This window comes from Sandaracinus amylolyticus, from assembly GCF_021631985.1.
GTDB classification, from domain to species: Bacteria; Myxococcota_A; Polyangia; order Polyangiales; family Sandaracinaceae; genus Sandaracinus; species Sandaracinus amylolyticus_A.
The window spans coordinates 3694418-3715849 of record NZ_CP070225.1 but is presented as its reverse complement, the minus strand read 5'-3'; the positions used below and the strand labels follow the sequence as shown (position 1 = coordinate 3715849).

The 21432-nt window shown below is 71.6% G+C and carries 23 protein-coding genes; 15 read left to right on the top strand and 8 right to left on the bottom strand.

Annotated elements, in window-relative coordinates:
- The first annotated feature begins 214 nt into the window (after positions 1-214).
- The 4 genes from I5071_RS15400 to I5071_RS15385 are packed head-to-tail and all read left to right on the top strand — an operon-like array spanning position 215 to position 3722.
- On the top strand, positions 215-1345 hold the full coding sequence (locus I5071_RS15400; protein WP_236606211.1) for a hypothetical protein: 1131 nt from the start codon (positions 215-217) through the stop codon (positions 1343-1345).
- Between the two features lie 17 nt (positions 1346-1362).
- A complete protein-coding gene (locus I5071_RS15395) occupies positions 1363-1932 on the top strand; it encodes a DUF1517 domain-containing protein (protein ID WP_236606210.1) in 570 nt (189 codons plus the stop codon).
- Between the two features lie 5 nt (positions 1933-1937).
- Positions 1938-2687 carry a peptidoglycan editing factor PgeF gene (pgeF, locus tag I5071_RS15390; protein WP_268921253.1) on the top strand — a complete coding sequence of 250 codons (750 nt, stop codon included), beginning with the start codon at positions 1938-1940 and terminating at the stop codon, positions 2685-2687.
- 27 nt (positions 2688-2714) lie between these two features.
- Positions 2715-3722: a transposase gene (locus I5071_RS15385; RefSeq protein WP_236606208.1), complete on the top strand. Its 1008-nt coding sequence runs from the start codon at positions 2715-2717 to the stop codon at positions 3720-3722.
- 8 nt (positions 3723-3730) lie between these two features.
- Here the strand turns inward: I5071_RS15385 and I5071_RS15380 are convergent, their stop codons facing one another.
- Positions 3731-4165, bottom strand: a complete 435-nt coding sequence (locus tag I5071_RS15380; protein ID WP_236606207.1) for an acyl-CoA thioesterase — start codon at positions 4163-4165, stop codon at positions 3731-3733.
- 66 nt (positions 4166-4231) lie between these two features.
- On the opposite strand from I5071_RS15380, the gene accD reads away from it, so the two are divergent.
- Positions 4232-5071 carry an acetyl-CoA carboxylase, carboxyltransferase subunit beta gene (accD, locus tag I5071_RS15375; protein ID WP_236607648.1) on the top strand — a complete coding sequence of 280 codons (840 nt, stop codon included), beginning with the start codon at positions 4232-4234 and terminating at the stop codon, positions 5069-5071.
- A gap of 4 nt (positions 5072-5075) precedes the next feature.
- Positions 5076-6299 carry a bifunctional folylpolyglutamate synthase/dihydrofolate synthase gene (locus tag I5071_RS15370; RefSeq protein WP_236606206.1) on the top strand — a complete coding sequence of 408 codons (1224 nt, stop codon included), beginning with the start codon at positions 5076-5078 and terminating at the stop codon, positions 6297-6299.
- 3 nt (positions 6300-6302) lie between these two features.
- On the opposite strand, the gene I5071_RS15365 is transcribed toward I5071_RS15370, so the two are convergent.
- Genes I5071_RS15365 through mrtC form a run of 4 tightly spaced genes read right to left on the bottom strand, consistent with a single transcriptional unit; the run spans position 6303 to position 9441 of the window.
- On the bottom strand, positions 6303-7091 hold the full coding sequence (locus tag I5071_RS15365) for a biotin--[acetyl-CoA-carboxylase] ligase (RefSeq protein WP_236606205.1): 789 nt from the start codon (positions 7089-7091) through the stop codon (positions 6303-6305).
- Between the two features lie 24 nt (positions 7092-7115).
- Entirely contained in the window at positions 7116-7985 is an 870-nt protein-coding gene (nadC, locus tag I5071_RS15360) for a carboxylating nicotinate-nucleotide diphosphorylase (RefSeq protein ID WP_236606204.1), read from the bottom strand.
- Positions 7982-8638, bottom strand: coding sequence for an HAD family hydrolase (locus tag I5071_RS15355; RefSeq protein ID WP_236606203.1), 657 nt, complete (start codon positions 8636-8638; stop codon positions 7982-7984). The genes nadC and I5071_RS15355 overlap by 4 nt, the downstream gene beginning before the upstream one ends.
- Positions 8635-9441 (bottom strand): myxosortase MrtC, encoded by an 807-nt coding sequence (gene mrtC / locus I5071_RS15350; protein ID WP_236606202.1) that lies wholly within the window; start codon positions 9439-9441, stop codon positions 8635-8637. The genes I5071_RS15355 and mrtC overlap by 4 nt, the downstream gene beginning before the upstream one ends.
- 126 nt (positions 9442-9567) lie before the next feature.
- Between mrtC and I5071_RS15345 the strand changes: the two genes are divergently transcribed.
- The 6 genes from I5071_RS15345 to I5071_RS15320 all read left to right on the top strand — a co-directional run bounded on the left by I5071_RS15345 (position 9568) and on the right by I5071_RS15320 (position 16123).
- The gene (locus I5071_RS15345; RefSeq protein WP_236606201.1) at positions 9568-10074 is read left to right on the top strand and encodes a TlpA family protein disulfide reductase; all 507 of its coding nucleotides are present in this window, start codon (positions 9568-9570) and stop codon (positions 10072-10074) included.
- Positions 10075-10183: 109 nt separating this feature from the next.
- Complete coding sequence (locus tag I5071_RS15340) at positions 10184-11623, top strand: FecR domain-containing protein (RefSeq protein WP_236606200.1); 1440 nt, start codon at positions 10184-10186, stop codon at positions 11621-11623.
- On the top strand, positions 11620-13347 hold the full coding sequence (locus I5071_RS15335; protein WP_236606199.1) for a protein kinase domain-containing protein: 1728 nt from the start codon (positions 11620-11622) through the stop codon (positions 13345-13347). The genes I5071_RS15340 and I5071_RS15335 overlap by 4 nt, the downstream gene beginning before the upstream one ends.
- A 357-nt stretch (positions 13348-13704) precedes the next feature.
- Positions 13705-15186 (top strand): tRNA (N6-isopentenyl adenosine(37)-C2)-methylthiotransferase MiaB, encoded by a 1482-nt coding sequence (miaB, locus tag I5071_RS15330; RefSeq protein WP_236606198.1) that lies wholly within the window; start codon positions 13705-13707, stop codon positions 15184-15186.
- Positions 15183-15590 (top strand): VanZ family protein, encoded by a 408-nt coding sequence (locus I5071_RS15325; RefSeq protein WP_236606197.1) that lies wholly within the window; start codon positions 15183-15185, stop codon positions 15588-15590. Before miaB ends, I5071_RS15325 begins: the two co-directional genes overlap by 4 nt.
- Positions 15587-16123 carry a gamma carbonic anhydrase family protein gene (locus I5071_RS15320; RefSeq protein WP_236606196.1) on the top strand — a complete coding sequence of 179 codons (537 nt, stop codon included), beginning with the start codon at positions 15587-15589 and terminating at the stop codon, positions 16121-16123. The genes I5071_RS15325 and I5071_RS15320 overlap by 4 nt, the downstream gene beginning before the upstream one ends.
- On the opposite strand, the gene I5071_RS15315 is transcribed toward I5071_RS15320, so the two are convergent.
- Complete coding sequence (locus I5071_RS15315) at positions 16096-16833, bottom strand: type 1 glutamine amidotransferase domain-containing protein (RefSeq protein ID WP_236606195.1); 738 nt, start codon at positions 16831-16833, stop codon at positions 16096-16098. The genes I5071_RS15320 and I5071_RS15315 overlap by 28 nt on opposite strands.
- Between I5071_RS15315 and I5071_RS15310 the strand changes: the two genes are divergently transcribed.
- Complete coding sequence (locus I5071_RS15310; RefSeq protein ID WP_236606194.1) at positions 16832-17701, top strand: tetratricopeptide repeat protein; 870 nt, start codon at positions 16832-16834, stop codon at positions 17699-17701. The genes I5071_RS15315 and I5071_RS15310 overlap by 2 nt on opposite strands.
- Here the strand turns inward: I5071_RS15310 and lepA are convergent.
- Positions 17688-19493: a translation elongation factor 4 gene (gene lepA, locus I5071_RS15305; protein ID WP_236606193.1), complete on the bottom strand. Its 1806-nt coding sequence runs from the start codon at positions 19491-19493 to the stop codon at positions 17688-17690. The two genes, I5071_RS15310 and lepA, sit on opposite strands and share 14 nt — an antisense overlap.
- A gap of 79 nt (positions 19494-19572) precedes the next feature.
- On the bottom strand, positions 19573-19764 hold the full coding sequence (locus I5071_RS15300) for a ribbon-helix-helix domain-containing protein (protein ID WP_236606192.1): 192 nt from the start codon (positions 19762-19764) through the stop codon (positions 19573-19575).
- A gap of 106 nt (positions 19765-19870) precedes the next feature.
- On the opposite strand from I5071_RS15300, the gene I5071_RS15295 reads away from it, so the two are divergent.
- Both I5071_RS15295 and I5071_RS15290 read left to right on the top strand, forming a co-directional pair.
- The gene (locus I5071_RS15295; protein ID WP_236606191.1) at positions 19871-20734 is read left to right on the top strand and encodes a hypothetical protein; all 864 of its coding nucleotides are present in this window, start codon (positions 19871-19873) and stop codon (positions 20732-20734) included.
- A 2-nt stretch (positions 20735-20736) separates the two neighbouring features.
- The gene (locus I5071_RS15290; protein ID WP_236606190.1) at positions 20737-21429 is read left to right on the top strand and encodes a hypothetical protein; all 693 of its coding nucleotides are present in this window, start codon (positions 20737-20739) and stop codon (positions 21427-21429) included.
- Positions 21430-21432: the final 3 nt, after the last annotated feature.

The window sequence follows — 21432 nt, the reverse complement described above, 5'->3', positions numbered from 1 at the left end:
CGTCGGCGCGGATGGGGAGCGCCGATCGCGGGCGGGGAACGTCACGTGCAGAGCTGGCCAGAGCACGAGCGCCGGGAGTGGACGCTCCATCGAGCGGGTTCTCCGCGTTCAGCTCGGGCCAGCTCGGGTTGCGCGGTGAGCTCTGGCAGCGCAAGCCCGCGAGGGCGCGGAACGAAGCGTGAACGACGTCGGCGGCAAGCGATTTTCCATCTCGATGACGGCCTCGATCGGCGCGCACCTCGTGCTCGCCATCGGCCTGGCGTTCGCGCCGGAGATCCTCCCGACCACCGAGCACGTGCGCCCCGACACGGAGTTCACGCTCGAGATCACCACGCCCGCGGACGAGGTCGTCGCCGAGCCGGAGCCCGAGGTCGTCCCCGAGGCGGAGCCGGAGCCCGAGCCCGAGGTGATCCCCGAGCCCGACGAGCCCGAGGTCGTGCGGCCGACGCCGCCCACCGCGCGTCGAACAGAGCCGGCGCCGGCGGCGCTGATCGTCGCGCCCGCGCCGAGCGTGTCGATCACGCCGGACACGCAGCAGGAGCCCGAGCTCGCGCCGCACGTCGACGAGACACCGCGGGAGACCGAGGCCCAGCGCGTCGAGCGCATGCGCACGTTGCTCGATCCGAGCGCGGTCGCGCGACGATCGTTCGTGGTCGAAGGGCCCGGACCCTCGGTGCCGCAGCGCGAGCGCGCCGGCGCGATCGGGGGCACGGGCACCGATCTCGTCCCGCGCGGCGAGGCCGAGGTCGAGCGTGAGCTGAGCGAAGGACTGCGCACGCAGGCGATGGCGAAGGCGTACCTCGCGCGGACGCGGCCCCAGGTCCGGCCTCGGCCCGACGGCACGCACGTCTACAGCGGTCACGCGTTCACGGCGACGATCCGTCCCGACGGGTCGGTGCAGTTCGAGGATCGCCCGGGCATCCAGACCGACGGGTTCTCCACGAGCGGGAGCTTCGACATCACGGACGCGTTCATGCGCGCGAGCGGGCAGGACCCGTACGCGGCGGAGCGCGAGTGGTTCATGGAGCACACGGAGGAGCTGCGGAACCGGCTCGAGGACGAGACGCGCGCCCAGGCGATGGCGGCGGGGCTGCGTCGGCTTCGTGGGCAGCTCGCGCGGATCTGGCAGGACGATGGGCGTCCCGCGGAGCAGCGGCGCCGCGCGATCTTCGAGCAATGGGCCGAGGTGGACGACTCGGGGGGCGGCGGTGGCGCGCGCTCGGTGATCGAGGAGTTCGTGCGCGAGCATCTGCCGCTCGGGAGCCCGGACGCGTTCACGAGTGACGAGCTGCGACGGCTGAACGGTCGTCTCGAGGGCGGGACGCGGTTCGCTCCGTATCGCTGACGATCGCGCGGGGGGACATGCGCATCGACGTGCAGGCGATCGTGATCGGTCTCGATGCGAGCGCGCGCACCGCGGTGCAGGGCGCGATGCGTGCGCTCGCGACGAGCGGGGACACGAACACGCAGCGCGGGCGGCATCGGATGCTCGGCGAGGCGATCGACGTGCTGGTGTCCGCGGAGGCGCACTGGACGCACGGGCACGCCGAGGGCGGCGCGCTGCGGGACGCGGAGGACGCGCGGAAGCACTTCGTCGAGGTCGCGCATCGCGCGCGATCGCGGTTCGACGTGGAGGTGATCCGCAACACCGGGGGTGCGGTGACGACCAAGGCGCCGCCGGTGCTCGCGGCGAGCGATGAGCCGGGGGTGGTGCTGGTGACGGTGGTGGTCGCGGCGCGTCGGGAGATCACCGACGTTGCGCGGCCGAGCGATCGTGCAGCGTTGCGGGCGGGGCTCGAAGCCCTGCGGGCGATCGGCGAGGACGAGCTCGTGGCGTTCGAGGTGGTGTGGTCGCCCGCGGAGGACGCGGATCGTGTGAGCGTGGCGCAGCTCGAGGCGCGTCATCCGGAGATCCGGAGGCTCGGGTCGTGAGCCGGATGGTGATCCGGTCGGCGTTGCTTTCGCGCGCTGGGTTCGCGCACGGGTTCGCGACGCGGGTCGGCGGGGTGAGCGCGCCACCGTTCGATTCGCTCAACCTGGGTCGTTCGGTGGGCGACGATCTCGCGGCGGTCGAGGAGAACCATCGCCGGCTCGCGCGCGAGGTGGGGTACGACGTCGCGCGGCTCTACGAGACGAGCCAGGTCCACGGGGCCGCGGTGCGCGCGGTGAGCGCCGGCGATGACGTGACGAGCGTGCGGCGTGTGGAGGCGGACGCGCTGGTCGCGGCGGGGGAGGGGATCGCGGTCGGCGTGCGGACGGCGGACTGCATTCCGGTGTTGGTCGCGGACGAAGCGAGCGGGCGCGTCGCGGCGATCCACGCGGGGTGGCGCGGCGTGGTCGCGAACGTGGTGCCGCGCGGGATCGAGGCGCTGGGGGCGCCGGCGTCGGGGCTCGTGTGCGCGATCGGGCCGTGCATCCGGGCGGCGTCGTTCGAGGTCGGCGAGGACGTGGCGGAGCAGATCCAGGCAGTCGCGCGCGGTGAGGATGTGATCGAGCGGGGGTTTGCGAAGCCGCACGTCGATCTGGTGCGCGCGGTGATCGCGCAGCTCGCGGAGCTGGGTGTCGCGCGCGGGCGGATCGAGGACGTCGGTGGGGATACGTTCGCGGAGGACGCGAGGTTCTTCTCGCATCGACGCGACGGCGGGAAGAGCGGGCGGATGCTGTCGGTGATCGTCGCGCGGGGTTGAGGGGTCGCGTCGGGGTGGCGGTCCGCCATGTTCCCGCCGTCACATCGCCGACCCACGTTGCGTTCTTTCAGGCATTCAGGCCCCCGATGGCCGGCACGCGGGATGCGCTGCGCCGCGCTCGTGACCCAACCACGCCTCATCGAGCCTGGCGGCATCTATCTCGTCACCCGCCGCACGCTGCGCCGCCATCACCTCTTCGCGCCCGACCCGCGCATGAACCGCATCTTCCGCTACGCGCTCGCGGTCGCTGCGCAGCGCACGGGAGTCCGGATCCACGCAGCGGTGCTGATGAGCACGCACGAGCACCTCGTCGTCTCGGATCCCGAAGGCTGTCTGCCGCGGTTCATCCACTACCTGCACCGGCACGTCGCTCTCGCGACGAAGGTGCTGCGCAAGTGGGAAGGCGCGATCTGGGATCACGAGCCGACGAGCGTCGTCGAGCTCCGCACGCCTCACGCAGTCGCGGAGAAGATCGCGTACGCGATCGCGAACCCGGTCGCTGCGATGCTCGTCTCGCGCGCGAAGGACTGGCCCGGCGTCACGACGCGGCCCGACGAGATCGGCACGGCGACCTGGAGCATCGAGCGTCCCGCCGAGTATTTCGCGGCCGACGACGACAACTGGCCGCCCTGCGTCCAGCTCCGCCTCGAGATGCCATGTGCGGCGCGCGATCTCGGAATGGCGGACGACGACTTCCGAGACGTCATCGCCCGAGAAGTCGCAGCACTGGAGTCGGCTGCACGCGCGAGCGTCCGAGCACGCGGTGGAACGTTCGTCGGCCGCGACCGCTGCGAGAAGCTCTCGCCGTACCGCCGGGCACATTCGTGGGAGCCGATCCGCGGCCGAAATCCGACGTTCGCGGTCGGGCGAGGCAATCACGACGCGCGAATCGAGTCGGCAGAGCGCGTGCGCGCATTTCGGCTCGCGTATCGGTTCGCGTTCGACGCGTGGCGCACACGACGACGCGACGTTCCGTTCCCAGCGGGCACCTGGCTGATGCGCGAGCAACACGCGGCTTTCATCGCCGCCGCTTGATCCCCGAATCAGCCCTTCGGCGCGAGCAGCGGCTCGAATGCCGCACGAAACCGGTCGCTCCACGGGCACGGCTTGAACGTCGTCGGATCCAGCCGCACGAGCCGCGTGTGCCCCTCCGCGTGCACCGTCGATCCGTGCACCGCGCGGACCTTCGCGTCGATCACCAGGCTCGACGTCCCGAGCTTCACCGGCAGCAGCTCCACCGTGAGATCCCCCTCACCGCGAACCGGCGCCAGATATTGGATCTCGTGGGCCGCCACGACGTGGAACTTGTCCGGGTTCTTCTCGAAATCGTCCTCCCAGCGGAACCCGAGCGCTTGGAACAGCTCCCCGCGCGCGCGCTCCATGAACAGCAGGAAACGCACGTTGTGCAGGATGTTCAGCGCATCGAGATCGTCGAAGTAGACGCGCTGGGTGGAACGGAAGGGCGCGCTGATCGGCATGACGCGATGTGTTACGACGCGCCGCCTTTCCGAGCGAGCGCCCTCGTGTTATCCCCGCCCCCTCGCATGGCCTGGTTCACCAAGAACCGCGCGACGATCGACGCCTCGGAGAAGAAGACGATCGGCCGAGGTGTGTTTCGCCGCTGCGAATCGTGCGGCGCGACGCTCAAGGCCGAGGAGTTCACCGAGAACCTCGAGGTCTGCCCGGAGTGCAACCACCACTACCCGATGAGCGCGGAGTCGTGGGTGGAGCTCCTCCTCGACCCGGGTTCGTTCGAGGAGCACGACATCGGCCTCGTCTCCGGCGATCCGCTCGCGTTCAACGACAGCAAGCCGTACCCCGATCGCGTCCGCGCGACCCGCAAGAAGACCGGCGTCGACGACGCGATGATGGTCGGCAGCGGCACGGTCGAAGGGCGCGGCGTCCAGATCGGCGCGTTCGTCTTCCGCTTCATGGGCGGCTCGATGGGCTCGGTCGTCGGCGAGAAGATCGCGCGCATGTTCGAGCGCGCTGCCGAGCGGAAGCAGCCCGCGATCCTGCTCTCGAGCTCGGGCGGCGCGCGCATGCAGGAGGGCGTGCTCTCGCTGATGCAGATGGCGAAGACGGTCTCCGCGCTCGGTCGCGTGCGCGAGGCCGGCATGCCCTTCGTCAGCGTGCTCCTGCATCCGACGACCGGCGGCGTCGCCGCGAGCTTCGCGCTCCTCGGTGACGTGAACATCGCGGAGCCGCGCGCGCTGATCGGCTTCGCGGGGCCGCGCGTGATCGAGAACACGATCCGCCAGAAGCTTCCCGAGGGGTTCCAGCGCTCGGAGTTCCTGCTCGATCACGGCATGATCGACGTGATCGCGCAGCGTCGCGAGATGCGCGCGACGATCGCGCGCGTGCTCGGCCACCTCGTCGGCTGAGCGCGTGACCTACGAAGAGTCCCTGCGCTGGCTCTACGCGCTGCAGCCGCGCGGGATCCGGCTCGAGCTCGATCGCATGCACGCGGCGCTCGCGCTGCGGGGCGATCCCCATCGCGGGCTGCGTGTCGTCCACGTCGCGGGCACGAACGGGAAGGGCAGCGTGTGCGCGATGCTCGAGGGCGTGCTGCGCGCGTCGGGGCTGCGTACCGGGCTCTATACGTCCCCGCATCTGCACTCGTTCCGGGAACGTATTCGCGTCGACGGTCGGTCCGTGTCGAAGGACGAGGTCGCGCGTCGTGCCTCGTCGATTCGAACCACGGTCGACGCTCCCGACGCACCGCAGCTGACGTTTTTCGAGGTCACCACACTGATCGCGCTCGAGACCTTCCGCGACGCCGCCTGCGACGTCGTGGTGCTCGAGGTCGGCCTCGGCGGGCGTCTCGACGCCACCAACGTCATCGACGCACCGCTCGCGACCGCGATCACCTCAATCGCGCTGGATCACCAGCAGTATCTCGGCTCCACGATCGCCGAGATCGCGCGCGAGAAAGCGGGCATCGCGAAGCCCGGCGTCCCCCTCGTCCTCGGACCCGTCGACGAGGATGCCCGGCACGCGATCGAGGCCCACGCATCGAACGTGGGTGCGCCAATCGTGCCCGCCACACGCGATCTTTCCCAAGAACCGCCTCTCCCCGGCGCATTCCAGCGCGCCAACCTCGCGGTCGTCCTCACACTCGTCGACGTCCTCCGCGCCCGCGGCCTCCACATCGACGACCACGCTGTCCGCGAAGGCCTCCGCACCGCGCACTGGCCCGGCCGGCTCGAGACGCTCGACGGCTCTCCCTCCGTGATCGTCGACGCCGCCCACAACCCCCACGGGTGCCGCGCCCTCGCCGCCCACCTCGCATCGCTGCCGCGCACCGGGCCGCGCGTGCTCGTCCTCGGCGCGATGGCGGACAAGCCGTGGCGCGAGATGCTCGACATCCTCCGCCCGCAGGTCGATCACATCATCGCGGTCGCGCCCGACATGCCGCGCGCCGAGCGTCCCGAGGTCATCGCGCAGCACGCGCATACCCAGAGCGCCCCGACGATCGCATCGGGCGTCGATCGCGCCCGCGCTCGCGCCGGGCAGAGCGGCCTCGTGATCGTCGCCGGCTCGATCTTCGTCCTCGCCGAGGCGCGTGCCCACGTCCTCGGCATCGAGAACGAGCCCGCGATCCCGATGTGACGCTCAGAGCGGCCGCAACGTCCCCGAGATCATCGAGCGCGGACCGCTCGACGTCTCGAGCCGGAGCGCACCGCTCGATTCGACCCCGACCAGCACGCCTTCCACGTCGTCACACCGCACACGCTCGCCGCGCAGCGCGAGGCGTTCCTCGAGCGCGCGCACCACGGGCGCAGGGCCCTCGGCGACGAACCGATCGACCCACGCCTCGATAGCGCCCAGCAACGTCGCCAGCGCGCTCGCACGATCGAGCTCCGCGCACACCGCATCCAGCTCGCGCGACGCGTGGAGCACCGAGGTCGCGCTGCTCGCGAGCTCCTCGTGCCACGCGAGCCGATTCACCCCGAGCCCGACGCCGATCACGATCGCGTCCATGCGCGCGCCGATCGAGCTCGCCTCGACCAGCACGCCGGCCGTCTTGCGCCGCCCGATCCACACGTCGTTCGGCCACTTCACCCGCGGCTCGAGCGCCGGTGCGAGCGCCCGCACCGCGTCCGCGACCCCGAGCCCCACCGCGAGCGTCAGCGGCGCCACCCGCTCGGGCGAGAGCGTCACTCGCTCCACGATCGACAGGTACAGATCCGTCCCCGACGGCGACGACCACACGCGCCCGTGCGCACCGCGCCCCCGCGACTGCGCGTCGGCCACCACCACGTGCCCGCGCGCCGCGCCCGCGCGGGCCGCCTCGCGCGCGTCGTCGTTGGTCGAGGCCGTGCTCTCGCGCACGTCGAGCGAGCGCCCGTAGGCGCGCGTCGTGAGCAGCGAGCGAATGCGTTCGGGATCGAGGTCCTGCATTTCGTGAAGCACTTATCGAAGCGCTCAGCTCTCCCAGTCGAGCGCGAGATCGACCGCGGCCGCCGAGTGCGTCAGCCCGCCCGCCGAGATCACGTCGATGCCCGCCGCCGCGATCTTCGGGATGCGCTCGAGCGTCACGCCGCCCGAGACCTCGAGGATCGCGCGCCCCGCGACGAACGCGACCGCCTCCGCGAGCGTCGCATCGTCGAAGTTGTCGAGCAGCACGATGTCGGCGCGCGCCTCGATCGCCTCGCGCAGCTGCTCCATGCGATCGACCTCGCACTCGATGCGCGAGGTGTGGGGCGCCCACGCGCGCGCCCGCTCGATCGCGATCCCCACGCCGCCGCACGCCGCGATGTGGTTGTCCTTGATGAGCACCGCGCTCGAGAGATCGTCGCGGTGGTTGTGCCCCCCGCCGCAGCGCACCGCGTAGCGCTCGAGCGCGCGCAGCCCGGGCGTGGTCTTGCGGGTGTCGGCGATGCGCGTCTTGCTGCCCGCGGGCAGCGCGTCGACGAACTTGCGCGTCTTGGTCGCGACTCCGCTCATGCGCTGCACGAAGTTGAGCGCGACCCGCTCGCCCTCGAGGATCGACTGCGCCGGGCCGCGCACCCGCGCCGCGACCGCGCCCTTCGAGAGGCGCGCTCCGTCGTGCGCGAGCACCTCGACCCGAACGCGAGGATCGACCGTCGCGAACACCTGCTCGAACACGAACGCGCCCGCGAGCACCAGCGGCTCGCGCGCGACGAGCGCGGCGGCGCCCTCGAGATCGACGGGCACGCACGCCTGGGTCGTGACGTCGCCGCGCCCCAGGTCTTCGGCGAGCGCGCGCTCGACGAGGTCGCGCACGACGAACGCGGGAGGCGGGGAAGGGCGCGGAGTCGGATCGTTCTTCATGTCCAGATCTCGATGGGCCAGCCGCGGCTCTTCGCGAGCGCGCGCAGGCGCGGGTCGGGGTTCACGATGCGCGGCTCGCCGACGCGCTCGAGCATCGGCAGGTCGCTGAGGCTGTCGGTGTAGAACGCGCTCGCCGCGAGATCGACCTCGTGCCGTGCCGCCCACTCGAGCGCGCGCGTGACCTTGCCCGGGCCGTAGCAGAGCGCCTCGACATCGCCGGTGAAGCAGCCGCTCTCCACCACGAGGCGGCTCGAGATCACGTGATCGATCCCCAGCTCGTCGGCGAGCGGGCCCGCGACGTACGGCGAGCTGCCGGTGAGGATCGCGACGACGTAGCCATCACGATGGCGCTGCTCGACCTCGCTGCGCGCGCGCCCCGTCACGTGGGGCCGCACCGCGCTCGCGTACCAGGCGCGGCATTCGTCCGCGAACGCACGCTCGTCGACGCCCGCGAGCGTGCGCGCGGCGTACCGGCTCACGGCGTCCGCATCGACGACGCCGAGCGTGTACTGGAGCGACCACCAGCTCACGCGCAGCAGATCGCGGAACCTCGTCTCGCCGCGCGAGAAGCGCCACGACGCGTAGAGACGCCCCGTGTTCACGCGCACGAGCGTCTTGTCCATGTCGAAGAACGCCGCGCGCGCGCCGCTCATCCGAGCCACCCTCGTACGAGGATCTCCGCGAGCACGTTGCTCATCGCGTGGAAGAGGATCGCTGCTCCGATGCCTCCGCGCCACGCGCGCATCCACCCGAAGAGCAGCCCCGGGAAGAAGACCGCGAGCTTGGCGACGTAGGGCTCCGTCGCGAGATGCACCAAGGCGAACAGCGCGGCCTGCGCGACGAGCACGCCGACGTGGACGCGCACCCCGAGGATCGTCGTGCGCGGAGGAAACACGTCGTGCAGGCGCGTCTGCACGTAGCCGCGGAACAGCGCTTCTTCGGGCAGCCCGACGAGCACGATCTGGGTGAGCGCGAACGACGCGAGATCGGGCGGCGGGTTCCACACGAACGCGTGGCCCGGCTGGTTCCAGAGGTAGAATCCCACCGCGAAGGGCGGGAAGATCACGAGCGCGACGAGGAGCGCCGCGCCGATCTCGCGCAGCCCCGACGGCGCAGCGTCGCGCACCGCGCGCGCCAGATCGAAGACCCCGAAGGGCCCGGGCGAGCGCGTGGAGGGCTCGTCGGGCGGCGCCTCGAGCAGCCCCGCGAGATCGATTCCGAGCCGCCGTGCGCCTGCGTGCTCGCGCCTCGCCGCCCACAGCGGCACCACGAGGAACAGCGCGGCGATGCCGAGGTGCGCGACGTCGCGCAGCGGAGCGAGCGCGCGCAGCGCGCCGAGCCCGAACGTCAGCACGCACACGAGCGCGTACACGAGCGCAACCTCGCGCAGCACCTCGTGCCGCTTGCGGCGCTCGTCGCCGTTGGTGCGCATCGGCTCCACGCGCTCGATCATCATCGGTCGTCCGAGCGCGCGTCCATGATAGAGTCGCCCGCGATGGTCAATCACTCGCGCTCCCGGGCGCACGCCATCGCCGTCCTCCGCCTGTCGTTCGTCGTCCTCGCTGCGTGCGGTGCGATCGCGATGTCCACCCCGAGCGCGGTGGCCGCGCCGACCGAGCGCAGCGGTGCGTCGGGCGGCGGCGGCGTGGGCCCGCTCCGCTTCGGCGAAGCGGCGCCGCCGATCGCGGCGCAGCGCCTGAGCGGCGAGGACGGCGTGTCGCTCGAGGATCTGCGCGGGCGCGTGATCGTGCTCGATTTCTGGGCGACGTGGTGCGGTCCGTGCCGCGCGATCATGCCGACGCTCGACGACATGCACCGCCGTCATCACGGCGCGGGGCTCACGGTCCTGGGGATCGCGCGGGAGTCCGAGGGCGCGCTGCGCGGTCATCTCGCGGAGCACCCTGTGGGCTACACGGTCGCGCGCGACGTGGGCGGCACGCTCTCGCGGTACGGCGTGCGAGCGATCCCGATGATGGTCGTCATCGATCGACACGGGCAGGTGCGAGACGTGGTGGTCGGCGTCGATGGCGCCTCGATGGCGCGTCTCGATGGTCTCGTGCAGCGCCTCCTGGCCGAGCCCGCCCACTGAGCCCGGGCGCGTGCGCAGGACTCCGGGAAATGCGTTGGTGTCGCGCGCGTGCGCCGCGTTGATCGCGTCATTCGCGCTATTCGCTTGTGATCGATGCAGCGGCGCCGGCGTGGCCGAGCTGCTCGCGCGCGACGGGACGGTCGAGCGCAGCACCGCTGCGGCGGTGACCACGTGGGAGACCGCGCCGGTCGGGCAACGCTTCGAGCTGGGCGACGCGGTGCGGACCGGCGATGCGTCGACCGCGCAGCTGCGCGTCGGCGCGCGCGGTGGCGTGCGCATGCAGCCGCGCACCGTGTTGCGCTTCCTCGGGGAGCGGCCCGAGGCGCCCTCGGCGGTGCGCCTCGAGACCGGCGAGGTCGAGCTCGACAGCGCCGACGAACTCGTGTTCGAGACCGAGCGCGGCTCGGTCACCCTGCAGGCAGGCGCACGGGTGCGCGCGCGCACCGGCGACTCGGCGCGCGTCGAGGTGATCGCGGGACGCGTGGTGTTCGAGGAGGACGGCGTCGCGCGTACCGCCGAGGCCGGCGATGCCGTGGTGCTCGCGGTCGGACGCGTGGTGTTCGAGGACGACGCGAGCTTCGGCGCGCCGCCCGAGCCGGTCGAGCCCACGCCGACCGAGGCGGTCGCGGCGGAGGATCCGGTCGAGGAAACGGGCGAGGTCGAGGAGGACGCGCTCGCCGAGGACGATGCGGCCGAGGCGAGCGATCCGAGCACGCCCGGTGTGCAGGTCACGCCCTCGCCCGAGCGCGCGCACGTCTCGATCCCGGCGGGAGAGTCGCCGGTGATCCACGACGCGTCCGCGCCGACCGCGGTGCGCATCGACTTCGGCGCGGCGTGCCCCGGTCGCGCGATCGTCACGATCCGCGCGGGCCGCCGTCCGGTTCGGTACGCGGGCGAGGGCAGCGCGGTGGTCACCATCCCCACCGGACGCGCGCGCTACGCGATCGACTGTGTCGAGGGCAGCGATCCGCGCGGCGGCACGATCACCGTCCGTCGCGACGACGGCAGCAGCCGCCTCGATCCGGTCCCGCCGCGCAACGTCGTCGACACCGACGGCCGCACCTACGACGTGCTCTATCAGAACGCGCTCCCGATCCTCACGGTGCGCTGGCGCGAAAGCGGCTCGGGTAACGCGTTGCTCCACGTCGCGAGCAGCGGCCGCGAGCGCACCGTCGCCGCCGCCTCGGGGCGCGTCGAGCTGCGCTCGGGCGAGCTCTCGGAGGGCACGCACCGGCTCTGGTTCACGTCGTCGGGGCGCGCCTCGCCGCAGACGACGCTGCGCATCCGCTTCGACAATGCCGCACCCGCAGCGAGCTTGCGCGAGCCGGGCCGCGCGGCCGCGCTCGCGCCCGGTGAGGCCGTGCGCGTCGCCGGTGTGGTGCTCGACGGATTCGAGGTGCGCGCCGAGGGCGCACCGCTCGCGATCGACGCCCAGATGCGCTTCGCGGGTGAGGTGCGCGTGCCGACCACCACCGACGCGCTCGCAGTTCGCTTCTCCCATCCGCGCCGCGGAGTGCACTACTATCTGCGGCGCGTGGCCGGACGATGACGAGCGCTGGCGAACCGAAAGCGGCCGATCCGCTCCTCGGCCGCGTGGTGCTCGGCCGCTACCGGATCATGCGCGAGCTCGCGCGCGGCGGGATGGGCGCGATCTACCTCGCGCGCAGCGAGGGCGCGGCGAGCTTCGTGAAGCCCGTCGTCGTGAAGAGCATGCTGCCCGAGCTGGTCGGCGACGAGGCCGCGGCGCGCATGTTCAAGCGCGAGGCGCGCATCATGTCGCTGCTGCGCCACCCGGGCATCGTCTCGGTGTTCGACTTCGGTCGCGAGGAGCAGAGCTATCTGCTCGTCATGGACTACGTCCACGGCTTCCACCTCGGCCGTTGGGCCAGCTGGACGCTGCAGAAGCGCGGCGACGTGCCGGTCGTGCTCGCGGTGCAGATCGTCGTGCAGGTGCTGGAGGCGCTGCAGTACGCGCACACGCTGGTGGGCGAGGGCGGCGAGCCGCTGCGCATCGTGCACCGCGACGTGAGCCCGTCGAACGTGCTGCTCGACACCGACGGCCACGTGCGGCTCGCGGACTTCGGCATCGCGCAGAGCGGCGTCGACGCGCCCGACGTGAAGACCGCGACGCGCACCGTGAAGGGCAAGTTCTCGTACATGGCGCCCGAGATCCTCGAGGGCGCCGATCCTTCGCCGAGCAGCGACGCGTACGCGGCGGCGGTGGTGCTCCACGAGATCCTCGTGGGCCGCAACGAGTTCCGCACGTCGTCGCCGACGTCGACGGTCGGACGCGTGCTCACCCACACGCCGACGCGCCTCGACGAGGTGCGCCCCGACTGCTCGCCCGAGCTCGCCGACGTGGTCGAGATCGCGCTGCTGAAGGATCCGCGGAAGCGCTACGAGAGCGCCGGCGATCTGCTCAAGGCGCTGCGCGGCGTGCGCGGCATGGCGGCCGAGGACGCGAGCGCGCTCCTCACCGAGACGTTCGCGCGCGACTTCCGCGATCCCTCGCTGCCCTCGATGTTCGAGCTCCCCGAGCTCGACGATCTCGAGCGCGCGTGGCGCGCTCCGACCCCGACGGTGAGCTCGAGCCCGCCCGCGGCGCTGCGGGTCGAGGGCGAGGCCAGCGAGCCGAGCCGTCCCTCCGACGGACCGACGCGGGGCGGCGTGAAGACGCGCCCCAAGCAGCCGGCGATGCCCGCGCCTCCGTCTTCGCGCGTCGGCCTCTGGATCGCTGCGAGCATCGGTGCGATCGCGCTCGGCATCGGCGCGGCGGTGTGGTGGAGCCAGCCACCGCCCGCGCCCGACGTGGTGTACGTCGAGGCCTCGCCCGCCGGCATCGAAGGCGCGCCGACCGAGACGCCACCGACCGAAGCGCCGCCGCTCGAGACGCCGCCGCCGACCGAGGCCACGACCCCGACCGAGCCCGAGACGCCGCGCGAGGCCGCGACGCCCACCACCGAGCGCCGCCGCTCGGTGCAGCGTAGCGCCGAGCCGCCCGACGAGGCCGCCGCGATCCAGCGCGCGTTCGCGACGCACACCGCGGAGATCCGCCGCTGCTTCGCGAGCGCGCCGCCGGACGCGGCCCACGACCTCGTGCTGCGCTTCTCGATCGATACCTCGGGCAGCGTGCAGCGCGTCGAGCTCGCGCCCGCCGAGGTCGCGAGCACCGCGCCCGGTCAGTGCGTGATCCAGCGTGCCCGCGCGATCCGGTTCCCCACCACGTCGTCGCCGCGCTCGTTCCGTATCCCGATCGAGGTACGCTCGCGCTGAACCTCGGTCGTTCCGCTCCCGCCGTGTCCTCGTTCTGGGTCTGCGACGAAATCCCGAGTAGATTCGAGACCCTACGCGGAACGAAACGGGGGACACCGCGATCGCAAATGGGGGACACCGCGATCGATTCGGGGGTCACCGGGATCGAAGTCGGGGGTCACCGGGATCGATTCGGGGGTGACCCGGATCGAAGTCGGGGGTCACCGGGATCGAAGTCGGGGGTCACCGGGATCGAAGTCGGGGGTCACCGGCCGACCAATCGGGGGTCACCCGGATCGACGCCGGGGGTGGGCGCCCGCCCCTGGAGCCCCGGAGTGGTCTCCACGAGGGGCGCTGCTACCTTGCCGGCCTCCGACGATGAAGCGGTACCTCGTCCAGACCTTCGGCTGCCAGATGAACGTCCACGATTCGCGCAGGATCGAGGAGGTCCTGGCGCGCGCTGGATGGGAGCCGACGGACGAGGCCGCGCTCGCGAGCCTGGTCGTGTTCAACACCTGCAGCGTGCGCGAGAAGGCCGAGCACAAGCTGCTCAGCGTGCTCGGCACGATGCGCGGGCTGAAGCAGGCGAACCCCGATCTCGTGATCGCGGTCGCGGGGTGCGTCGCGCAGCAGGAGGGCGAGCGTCTCCTCACGCGCGCACCGATCATCGACGTGGTGATCGGCCCCGACAACATCCCCGAGCTCCCCGGGCTGGTCGCGCACGCGCACGACGGTGGGCCGCCGATCGCGCGCACGGTGTTCGACCTCGACGATCCGCGCTTCCTCGAGGCGATCCCCACCCGCGCGGAATCGCCGCGCGAGGTGACCTCGTTCGTCACCGTGATGAAGGGCTGCGACGAGCGCTGCACGTTCTGCATCGTCCCGTACACCCGCGGGCCCGAGCGCTATCGCAGCGCCGACGCGATCGTCGCCGAGGTGCGCGGCATGGCCGACGCCGGCGTGCGCGAGGTGACGCTGCTCGGTCAGACCGTGAACTCCTGGTTCGAGCCGGGCACGGAAGAGAGCGCGCGCGAGTCGCAGTTCGCCGAGCTGCTCTCGCGCATCGCGCGCGAGGTGCCCTCGCTGCGACGCCTTCGCTACACGTCGCCGCATCCCCGCCACGTCACCGACGCGCTGGTGCGCGCGCACGCCGAGCTCGACGTGCTCCCCGCGCACGTGCACCTGCCGGTGCAGTCGGGATCGAACCGCGTGCTCAAGCGCATGCTGCGTCGCTACACGCGCGAGCACTACGTCGCGCGCGCCCGTGCGCTGCAGGGCGCGCGCGCGGGCCTGACCCTCTCGACCGATCTGATCGTCGGCTTCCCCGGCGAGACCGAGGACGAGTTCCTCGAGACGCTCTCGCTGGTGCGTGAGGTCGGCTTCGTCGCGGCGTTCGCGTTCAAGTACTCGCCGCGCCCGCACACGCCCGCGCTCAAGCTGGGCGACGATGTGACCGAGGAGCAGAAGGACGATCGCCTCGCGCGCCTGCTCGAGGTCGTCGCCGAGCAACAGCGGGCGCACCTCGCGTCGCTCGTCGGGACGCGTACCGAGGTGCTCTTCGAGTCGCTCTCGCAGGAGAGCAAGAACGATCGCCCGCGCGCGGGCGAGGCGCGCTGGAAGGGCCGCTCGAGCCGGCACGAGATCGTGCACGCCGACGTGCCCGAGGGCATCGATCTCGCGGGCGCGATCCTGCCGGTCACCGTCGAGCGCGCGAACGCGCACTCGCTCGTCGCGCGCGTCGACGCCGACGTCGCGTCGCTCCCGCGCATCGCGCCGAAGCCCGCGCCGACCAAGAGCGCCGCGGCACCGACGCGCACGCGACTGCCGGTCGTCGGCCGCGCGCAGGACCCCGCGGAATGAGCGTCACGCCCACGCGCATCGCGCTCGCGTGGCTGCCCGCCGTGCTCTACATGGCGCTCATCTGGGCGCTCTCGTCGATCGCGCTCCCCGAGCTCCCGATCGACCACCTCCCGCTGCGCGACAAGGGCGTGCACATGATCGAGTACGCGGTGCTCGCGTTCCTCGTCGCGCACGCATCGCTGCGGACCTGGCCCGATCGCACCCGCGCGCGCGTCGCCGCGGTCGCGGTGCTCGTGACGTGCGGGTGGGGCGTGCTCGACGAGATCCACCAAGCGTTCGTCCCGGGCCGCGCCACCGACGCGATCGATCTGCTCGCCGACGTCGTGGGCGCGATCGTCGGCTCGACCGCGCGGCTCGTGGTGTCGTCGTTCCGCACGTCCCAGCCCGCCGAGGAGAGCGCATGAGCGACCGAGGGCCCCTCTTCCCGTATCGAGGCGTGCGTCCGCGCGCGCACGAGACCTCGTTCGTCGCGCCCACCGCGAGCCTGATCGGCGACGTGACGATCGGCGCGGGCTCGTCGATCTGGTACGGCGCGGTGCTGCGCGGCGACGTCGCGCCGATCCGCATCGGCGAGCAGACGTCGATCCAGGACAACTCGGTCGTGCACGCGACCGGCGGGTGGAGCGAGACCATCGTCGGCGATCGCTGCACCGTCGGTCACTCGGTGATCCTCCACGGCTGCATCGTCGGCAGCGACGTGCTCGTGGGGATGGGCTCGATCGTCCTCGACACCGCGGAGATCGGCGACTGGGTCGTGCTCGGTGCGGGCTCGCTCGTCACGGCGCGCACGAAGATCCCGCCCGGCGTGCTCGCGATGGGCCGCCCTGCGAAGCCGGTGCGCGATCTGACCGACGAAGAGCGCGCGCGAATCACCGAGTCCGCCGCGCTCTACGCGGGGTACTCGGCCGATCACCGCCGCTCGATCGAAGAAGGCTGACGCTCGACGCGCTTCACGCGCGGCGTCGCACCGAGCAGCTCCGCGACCGCGCGACCCACGCCCCGCGCCGACGCAGGGTTCTGTCCCGTCACGAGGCGCCCGTCGATCACCACGTGCTGCGTGAAGGGCAGCATCGCCTTCTCGAAGCGCGCGCCGCGCTCCTTCATCGACGTCTCGAGCAGGAACGGCACCTTGCCCGCGACGCCGCCCAGCGTCTCCTCGAAGTTCGAGTAACAGGTCGCGCGACGTCCCTCGAGCAGCGAGCGGCCCTGCGCGTCCTTCGGCTCCAGCAGCGCAGCGGGCCCGTGGCACACCGCCGCGACGACACCACCGTCGCGCCAGATCGCTTCGGTCGCGAGCACGAGCCCGGGATCCGACGGGAAATCCCAGAGCGCACCGTGCCCGCCCGCGAAGAAGATCGCGTCGTAGCGCGCCGGCTCGACGTCGACGCTGCGCATGCTGTCCATCAGGCGCTCGCGCTCGCCCGAGCGCACGAACGCGTCCTTGCTCTCGCCGGGGAGCAGCGCGCTCACCGGATCGATCGGCGGATCGCCGCCGCGCGGGCTCGCGTACTCGACCTCGAGCCCGGCCTCGACCATCTCGTGCCAGAACCCGCTGATCTCGCCGAGCCACGCGCCGGTGGGACGTCGTCCCAAGGGGCCGAGGTGGCTCGTGACCGCGATGAGCACCCGTCGTCGTCCGCGCGCCATGACCACGGATCATGAGCACGCGCGGCGCGCGTCACACGTCGCGCTCGGGCACACTCGTCCCGTGCGCTGCCTCGTCCTCGTCGTCGCGCTGATCGCGGCTCCGTGCCTCGCACGCGCGCAGTGCGTGCCCTCGTACGAGGCGAGCGACGACCTGCGCTGGGCCTCGCCGAGCGAGCGCATGCGGGAGCACGCCGAGCGCGAGGCCGAGCGCATGGAGCGCACCGTGATGCGCGGTGTGGAGACGAACGGCGCGATCGAGCCTCTCACGGCCCGAAGCGCGTACACCGCCGAGGCCTGGCGCGAGGCGGCGCGCGCGACGCGCTCACCGGCGCGCGCGATGGTGCTGCGTCAGCGTGCCGAGTCGCATCTCGACGAGATCCTCCGCGCCGAGCCCACCCACGAGCTCGCGCTCTTCACGCTCGCCGCGGTGCAGAGCGACGACGGTCGTCCCGACCACGCGCGTCGCACGCTCGAGCTCCTGCTCGCGGTGGCCCCTGCCGGCCCGTTCGCGCCCTACGCGTGGGCGCGTCTCGGAGACCACGCGCTCGAGGGCCATCACACGGTCGAGGCGATCGGGCACTTCACCCGCGCGCTCGAGAACGCGCCCGCGCTCCTGCGCGCGTACGTCCTCTACCGAACCGCCTGGGCGATGCGCATGCGCGGCGACGCGACCGGCGCGACGCAATCGTTCGAGCGCGCCGCGACCGAGCTCGAAGCCGCTCCCGCCTCGCGCGACCACGTCGCGCTCGCGCGCGCGATCGAGCTCGAGCGCCCACGCACCGACGCGTGCGGCCTGCCGTCGCTCGGGCCGGACCTCCGACCGCTGCGCTACGATCGCGACGGGCTCGCGGCGATCACTCGACCTTGAGGATCGCGTGGAAGGCTTCCTGCGGGATGTCGACGGATCCGACCGCCTTCATCCGCTTCTTTCCTTCCTTCTGCTTCTCGAGCAGCTTGCGCTTGCGCGAGATGTCACCGCCGTAGCACTTCGCGGTCACGTCCTTGCGCATCGCGCGCACCGTCTCGCGCGCGATGACCTTGCCGCCGATCGCCGCCTGGATCGCGACCTCGTACTGCTGGCGCGGCACGATCCCGCGGAGCTTCTCCGCGAGGCCGCGCCCGAGCCACTGCGCCTTCTCGCGGTGCACGATCGCGCTGAGCGCGTCGACCTTGTCGCCGTTGATCAGCATGTCGACGCGCACCAGCGGCGACTCGCGATACCCGGCGAGCTCGTAGTCCATCGACGCGTAGCCCTTGGTCGCGCTCTTCAGCTTGTCGAAGAAGTCGAAGAGCACTTCGCCGAGCGGCAGCTCGTACACGATGATCACGCGATCCTGCGACGCGTACTGGATCGCCTTCTGGACGCCGCGACGCTCCTCGCAGAGCTTCAGCACCGCGCCCACGTAGGTCGACGGCACGTGGATCGACACCTTGAAGAAGGGCTCTTCGATGTGGTCGATCTTCACCGGATCGGGCAGGCGCGACGGGTTCTCCACCGGCGTCATCGTCCCGTCGGTCAGGTGCACGTGATAGACGACGCTCGGCGCGGTCGTGATCAGGTCGAGGTCGTACTCGCGCTCGAGCCGCTCCTGGACGATGTCCATGTGCAGCATCCCGAGGAAGCCGCATCGGAACCCGAAGCCGAGCGCCTCGCTCGTCTCGGGCTCCCACGAGAGCGCGCTGTCGTTGAGCTGCAGCTTCTCGAGCGCCTCGCGCAGGTTCGGGTACTCGTTCGGCTCGGTCGGGAAGATGCCGCAGAAGACCATCGGCTTCACTTCGCGGAAGCCGGGGAGACGATCCGCCGCGGGACGGCGCATCTCGGTGATCGTGTCGCCGACCTTGCAGTCGCGGACCGTCTTGATGCTCGCCGCGAAGAAGCCCGCCTCGCCGGGCCCGAGCTCCGGGATCGCGCGCGCGAACGGCGCGAACACGCCGAGCTCGGTGACCTCGTACTCGGCCTTCGTGGCCATCATCTTGATCTTCATCCCGGGGCGGATCGTCCCGTCCACCACGCGGATGAGCGCCATCGCGCCCCGGTACGCGTCGTACCAGGAGTCGACGAGCAGCGCGCGCAGCGGCGCGTCCTCGCCCGCCGTCTTGGGCGGCGGCACGCGTTTCACCACCGCCTCGAGGATCTCGCGCATGCCGATCCCCTCCTTGGCGCTGGCGGGGATCGCATCGCTGCAGTCGAGCCCGATGACCTCTTCGACCTCGCGCTTCACGCGATCGATGTCGGCGCCCGGGAGGTCGATCTTGTTGAAGACCGGGATGATCTCGAGGTTGCTCTCGAGCGCGAGGTACACGTTCGCGAGCGTCTGGGCCTCGACGCCCTGCGACGCATCGACCACGAGCAGCGCGCCTTCGCACGCCGAGAGCGAGCGCGAGACCTCGTAGTTGAAGTCGACGTGCCCGGGCGTGTCGATCAGGTTGAGCTCGTACTCGAGCCCGTCGTCCGCCTTGTAATTGAGGCGCACCGACTGCGCCTTGATCGTGATCCCGCGCTCGCGCTCCAGCTCCATGTTGTCGAGGAACTGGTCCTGCTTCTCACGATCGGAGAGCGCACCGGTGTACTCGAGCAGTCGATCGGCGAGCGTGCTCTTGCCGTGATCGATGTGCGCGATGATCGAGAAGTTGCGGATGCGCTCGACGGGGACGGGCATGGATGGCCGCAAGGTGTGGCTGCGAGTGGCGCTACTCGCAAGTGCCGCGCCTACTGCGGGATGAGCGATCGCGTGCGGCTCAGCGCTTCTTGGGCGGCGCGTCGAGCGTCAGCTGGCCCGGGAGATTGTGCGAGTGCTTCTCGAGGACCATGTCGATGCCTTCGCGGATGTAGACCGCGACGGGCACCTTGGTCCGCTCGTGCAGCAGCTTGAGCCGCTCGTTCTGGTCGGGCGTGATGTAGATCGTGGTGCTGACTTTCTTGCGCGCCATTCGCCCGTCCGTTGTCATGAAGCTACATGGCACGCCACGTACGGTCAACGGCCGGGGGCGGGCTCGGTTGCGGGGGTAGGGGCCGCACGCGTATGCTCCGCGCCGAATGCGACCGACTCGCTTTGGGCGCCGCGCGGCAGTGGGCGCGGCGGTCTCGCTCGTGCTCGCCCTGACGGGCCCTGGTTGTGGTGGAAACTCGGCGGTGGGGGACACGCCCCGCGGCAGCCGCGGTGACCAAGCGGTGCGCGAGCAGTGCAATCCCCAGGGCCGCGAGGTTCGTGCGGTCGACGTGAACAACGACGCGAACCCGGACATCCGTCACGTGTACGAGGGCGGCGTGGAGCGCTGCGCCCAGTACGACATGAACTTCGACGGGATGATCGACGTGACGCGCTTCTTCGCGGAGGACGGCAGCACGCCGATCCGCGAGGAGCACGACTTCGACTTCGACGGGCGCCTCGACCAGATCTCGTACCTCGAGAACGGCGTGGTCGTGCGCAGCGAGCTCGACACGAACTTCGACAACGTGATCGACACGTGGCTCTGGTGCGAGGGCAACCTGCTCTCGCGCAGCGAGCGCGATCGGCGCCACGGCGGGCGGCCGGACACGTGGGAGGAGTTCGAGAGCGGCGTGCTGCACGAGGCGCGCTACGACGAGAACAACGACGGCCAGCCCGATCGCTGGGAAGTGTTCGAGCGCGGGCGCCTGACGCAGATCCGTCGCGACACCGACGTCGACGGTCAGCCCGATCAGACCGAGGACATCCCGGCCGACTCCGCGGGCCAGGCCGAGACGCCGATGACCTGCGACGGCTCGGAGGTCGCGGCGGTCGAGGAGCCGCCGGCCCCGCCGCCCGCGGCCCCCGCCACGACCACCGACACCGCGACGAGCGGTGGCGAAGCGCCGCCGGCCGAGGGGACCACGCAGCCGGGTGATGCGGGCGCGCAGCCCTTCGGAGGAACGCAGTGACGATGGCGCGCTTCGTGGTGATCGCCGCGGCGATCGCGGGGATCGTCGTCGCGGGGTGCGGCGGCGGCAACGAGAGCACGCAGCGGACGCGCCGCGCGCGCGCCTCGTCGGCCTCGGGCAGCGCGACCGCCGAGGACGGCGGGCGCTGCGACGTGAGCGGCACCGATCGCGAGGTCTCGGAGTACGACACCTCCGGCGACTCGCGCCCCGACGTGCGTCGTGTGTTCCGGCGCGTCGGCGATCCGCCGATCACGCGCCTCGTGCTCTCGTGCCGCGAGAGCGACCTGAACGGCGACGGGACGAAGGACGTCGTCCGCTACTACAACGACGAAGGCCGCCCGCTGCGCGAAGAGGCGGACCGCAACTTCGACGGTCAGATGGACACGATCACCGTCTACCAGGACGGTCGCGTCGTGCGCACCGAGATCGATCAGAGCGGCGACGGTCGCGTCGACACGAAAATCTTCTACGACGACGAAGGCGCGGCGATCCGCACCGAGCGCGACCTCGCGGGTCGCAGCACCGGGGACACGTGGCGCCCCGATCGGTGGGAGTACTTCGAGAACGGCCGCATGGTGCGCATGGGCACCGACGTCGACGGTGACGGGCGCGTCGATCGATGGGATCGCGATCACGAGTACGCGCCGCCTCCGGGCGAGGGCGAGACCGCGACCGCGGGCACGGACGAGAGCTGAAAA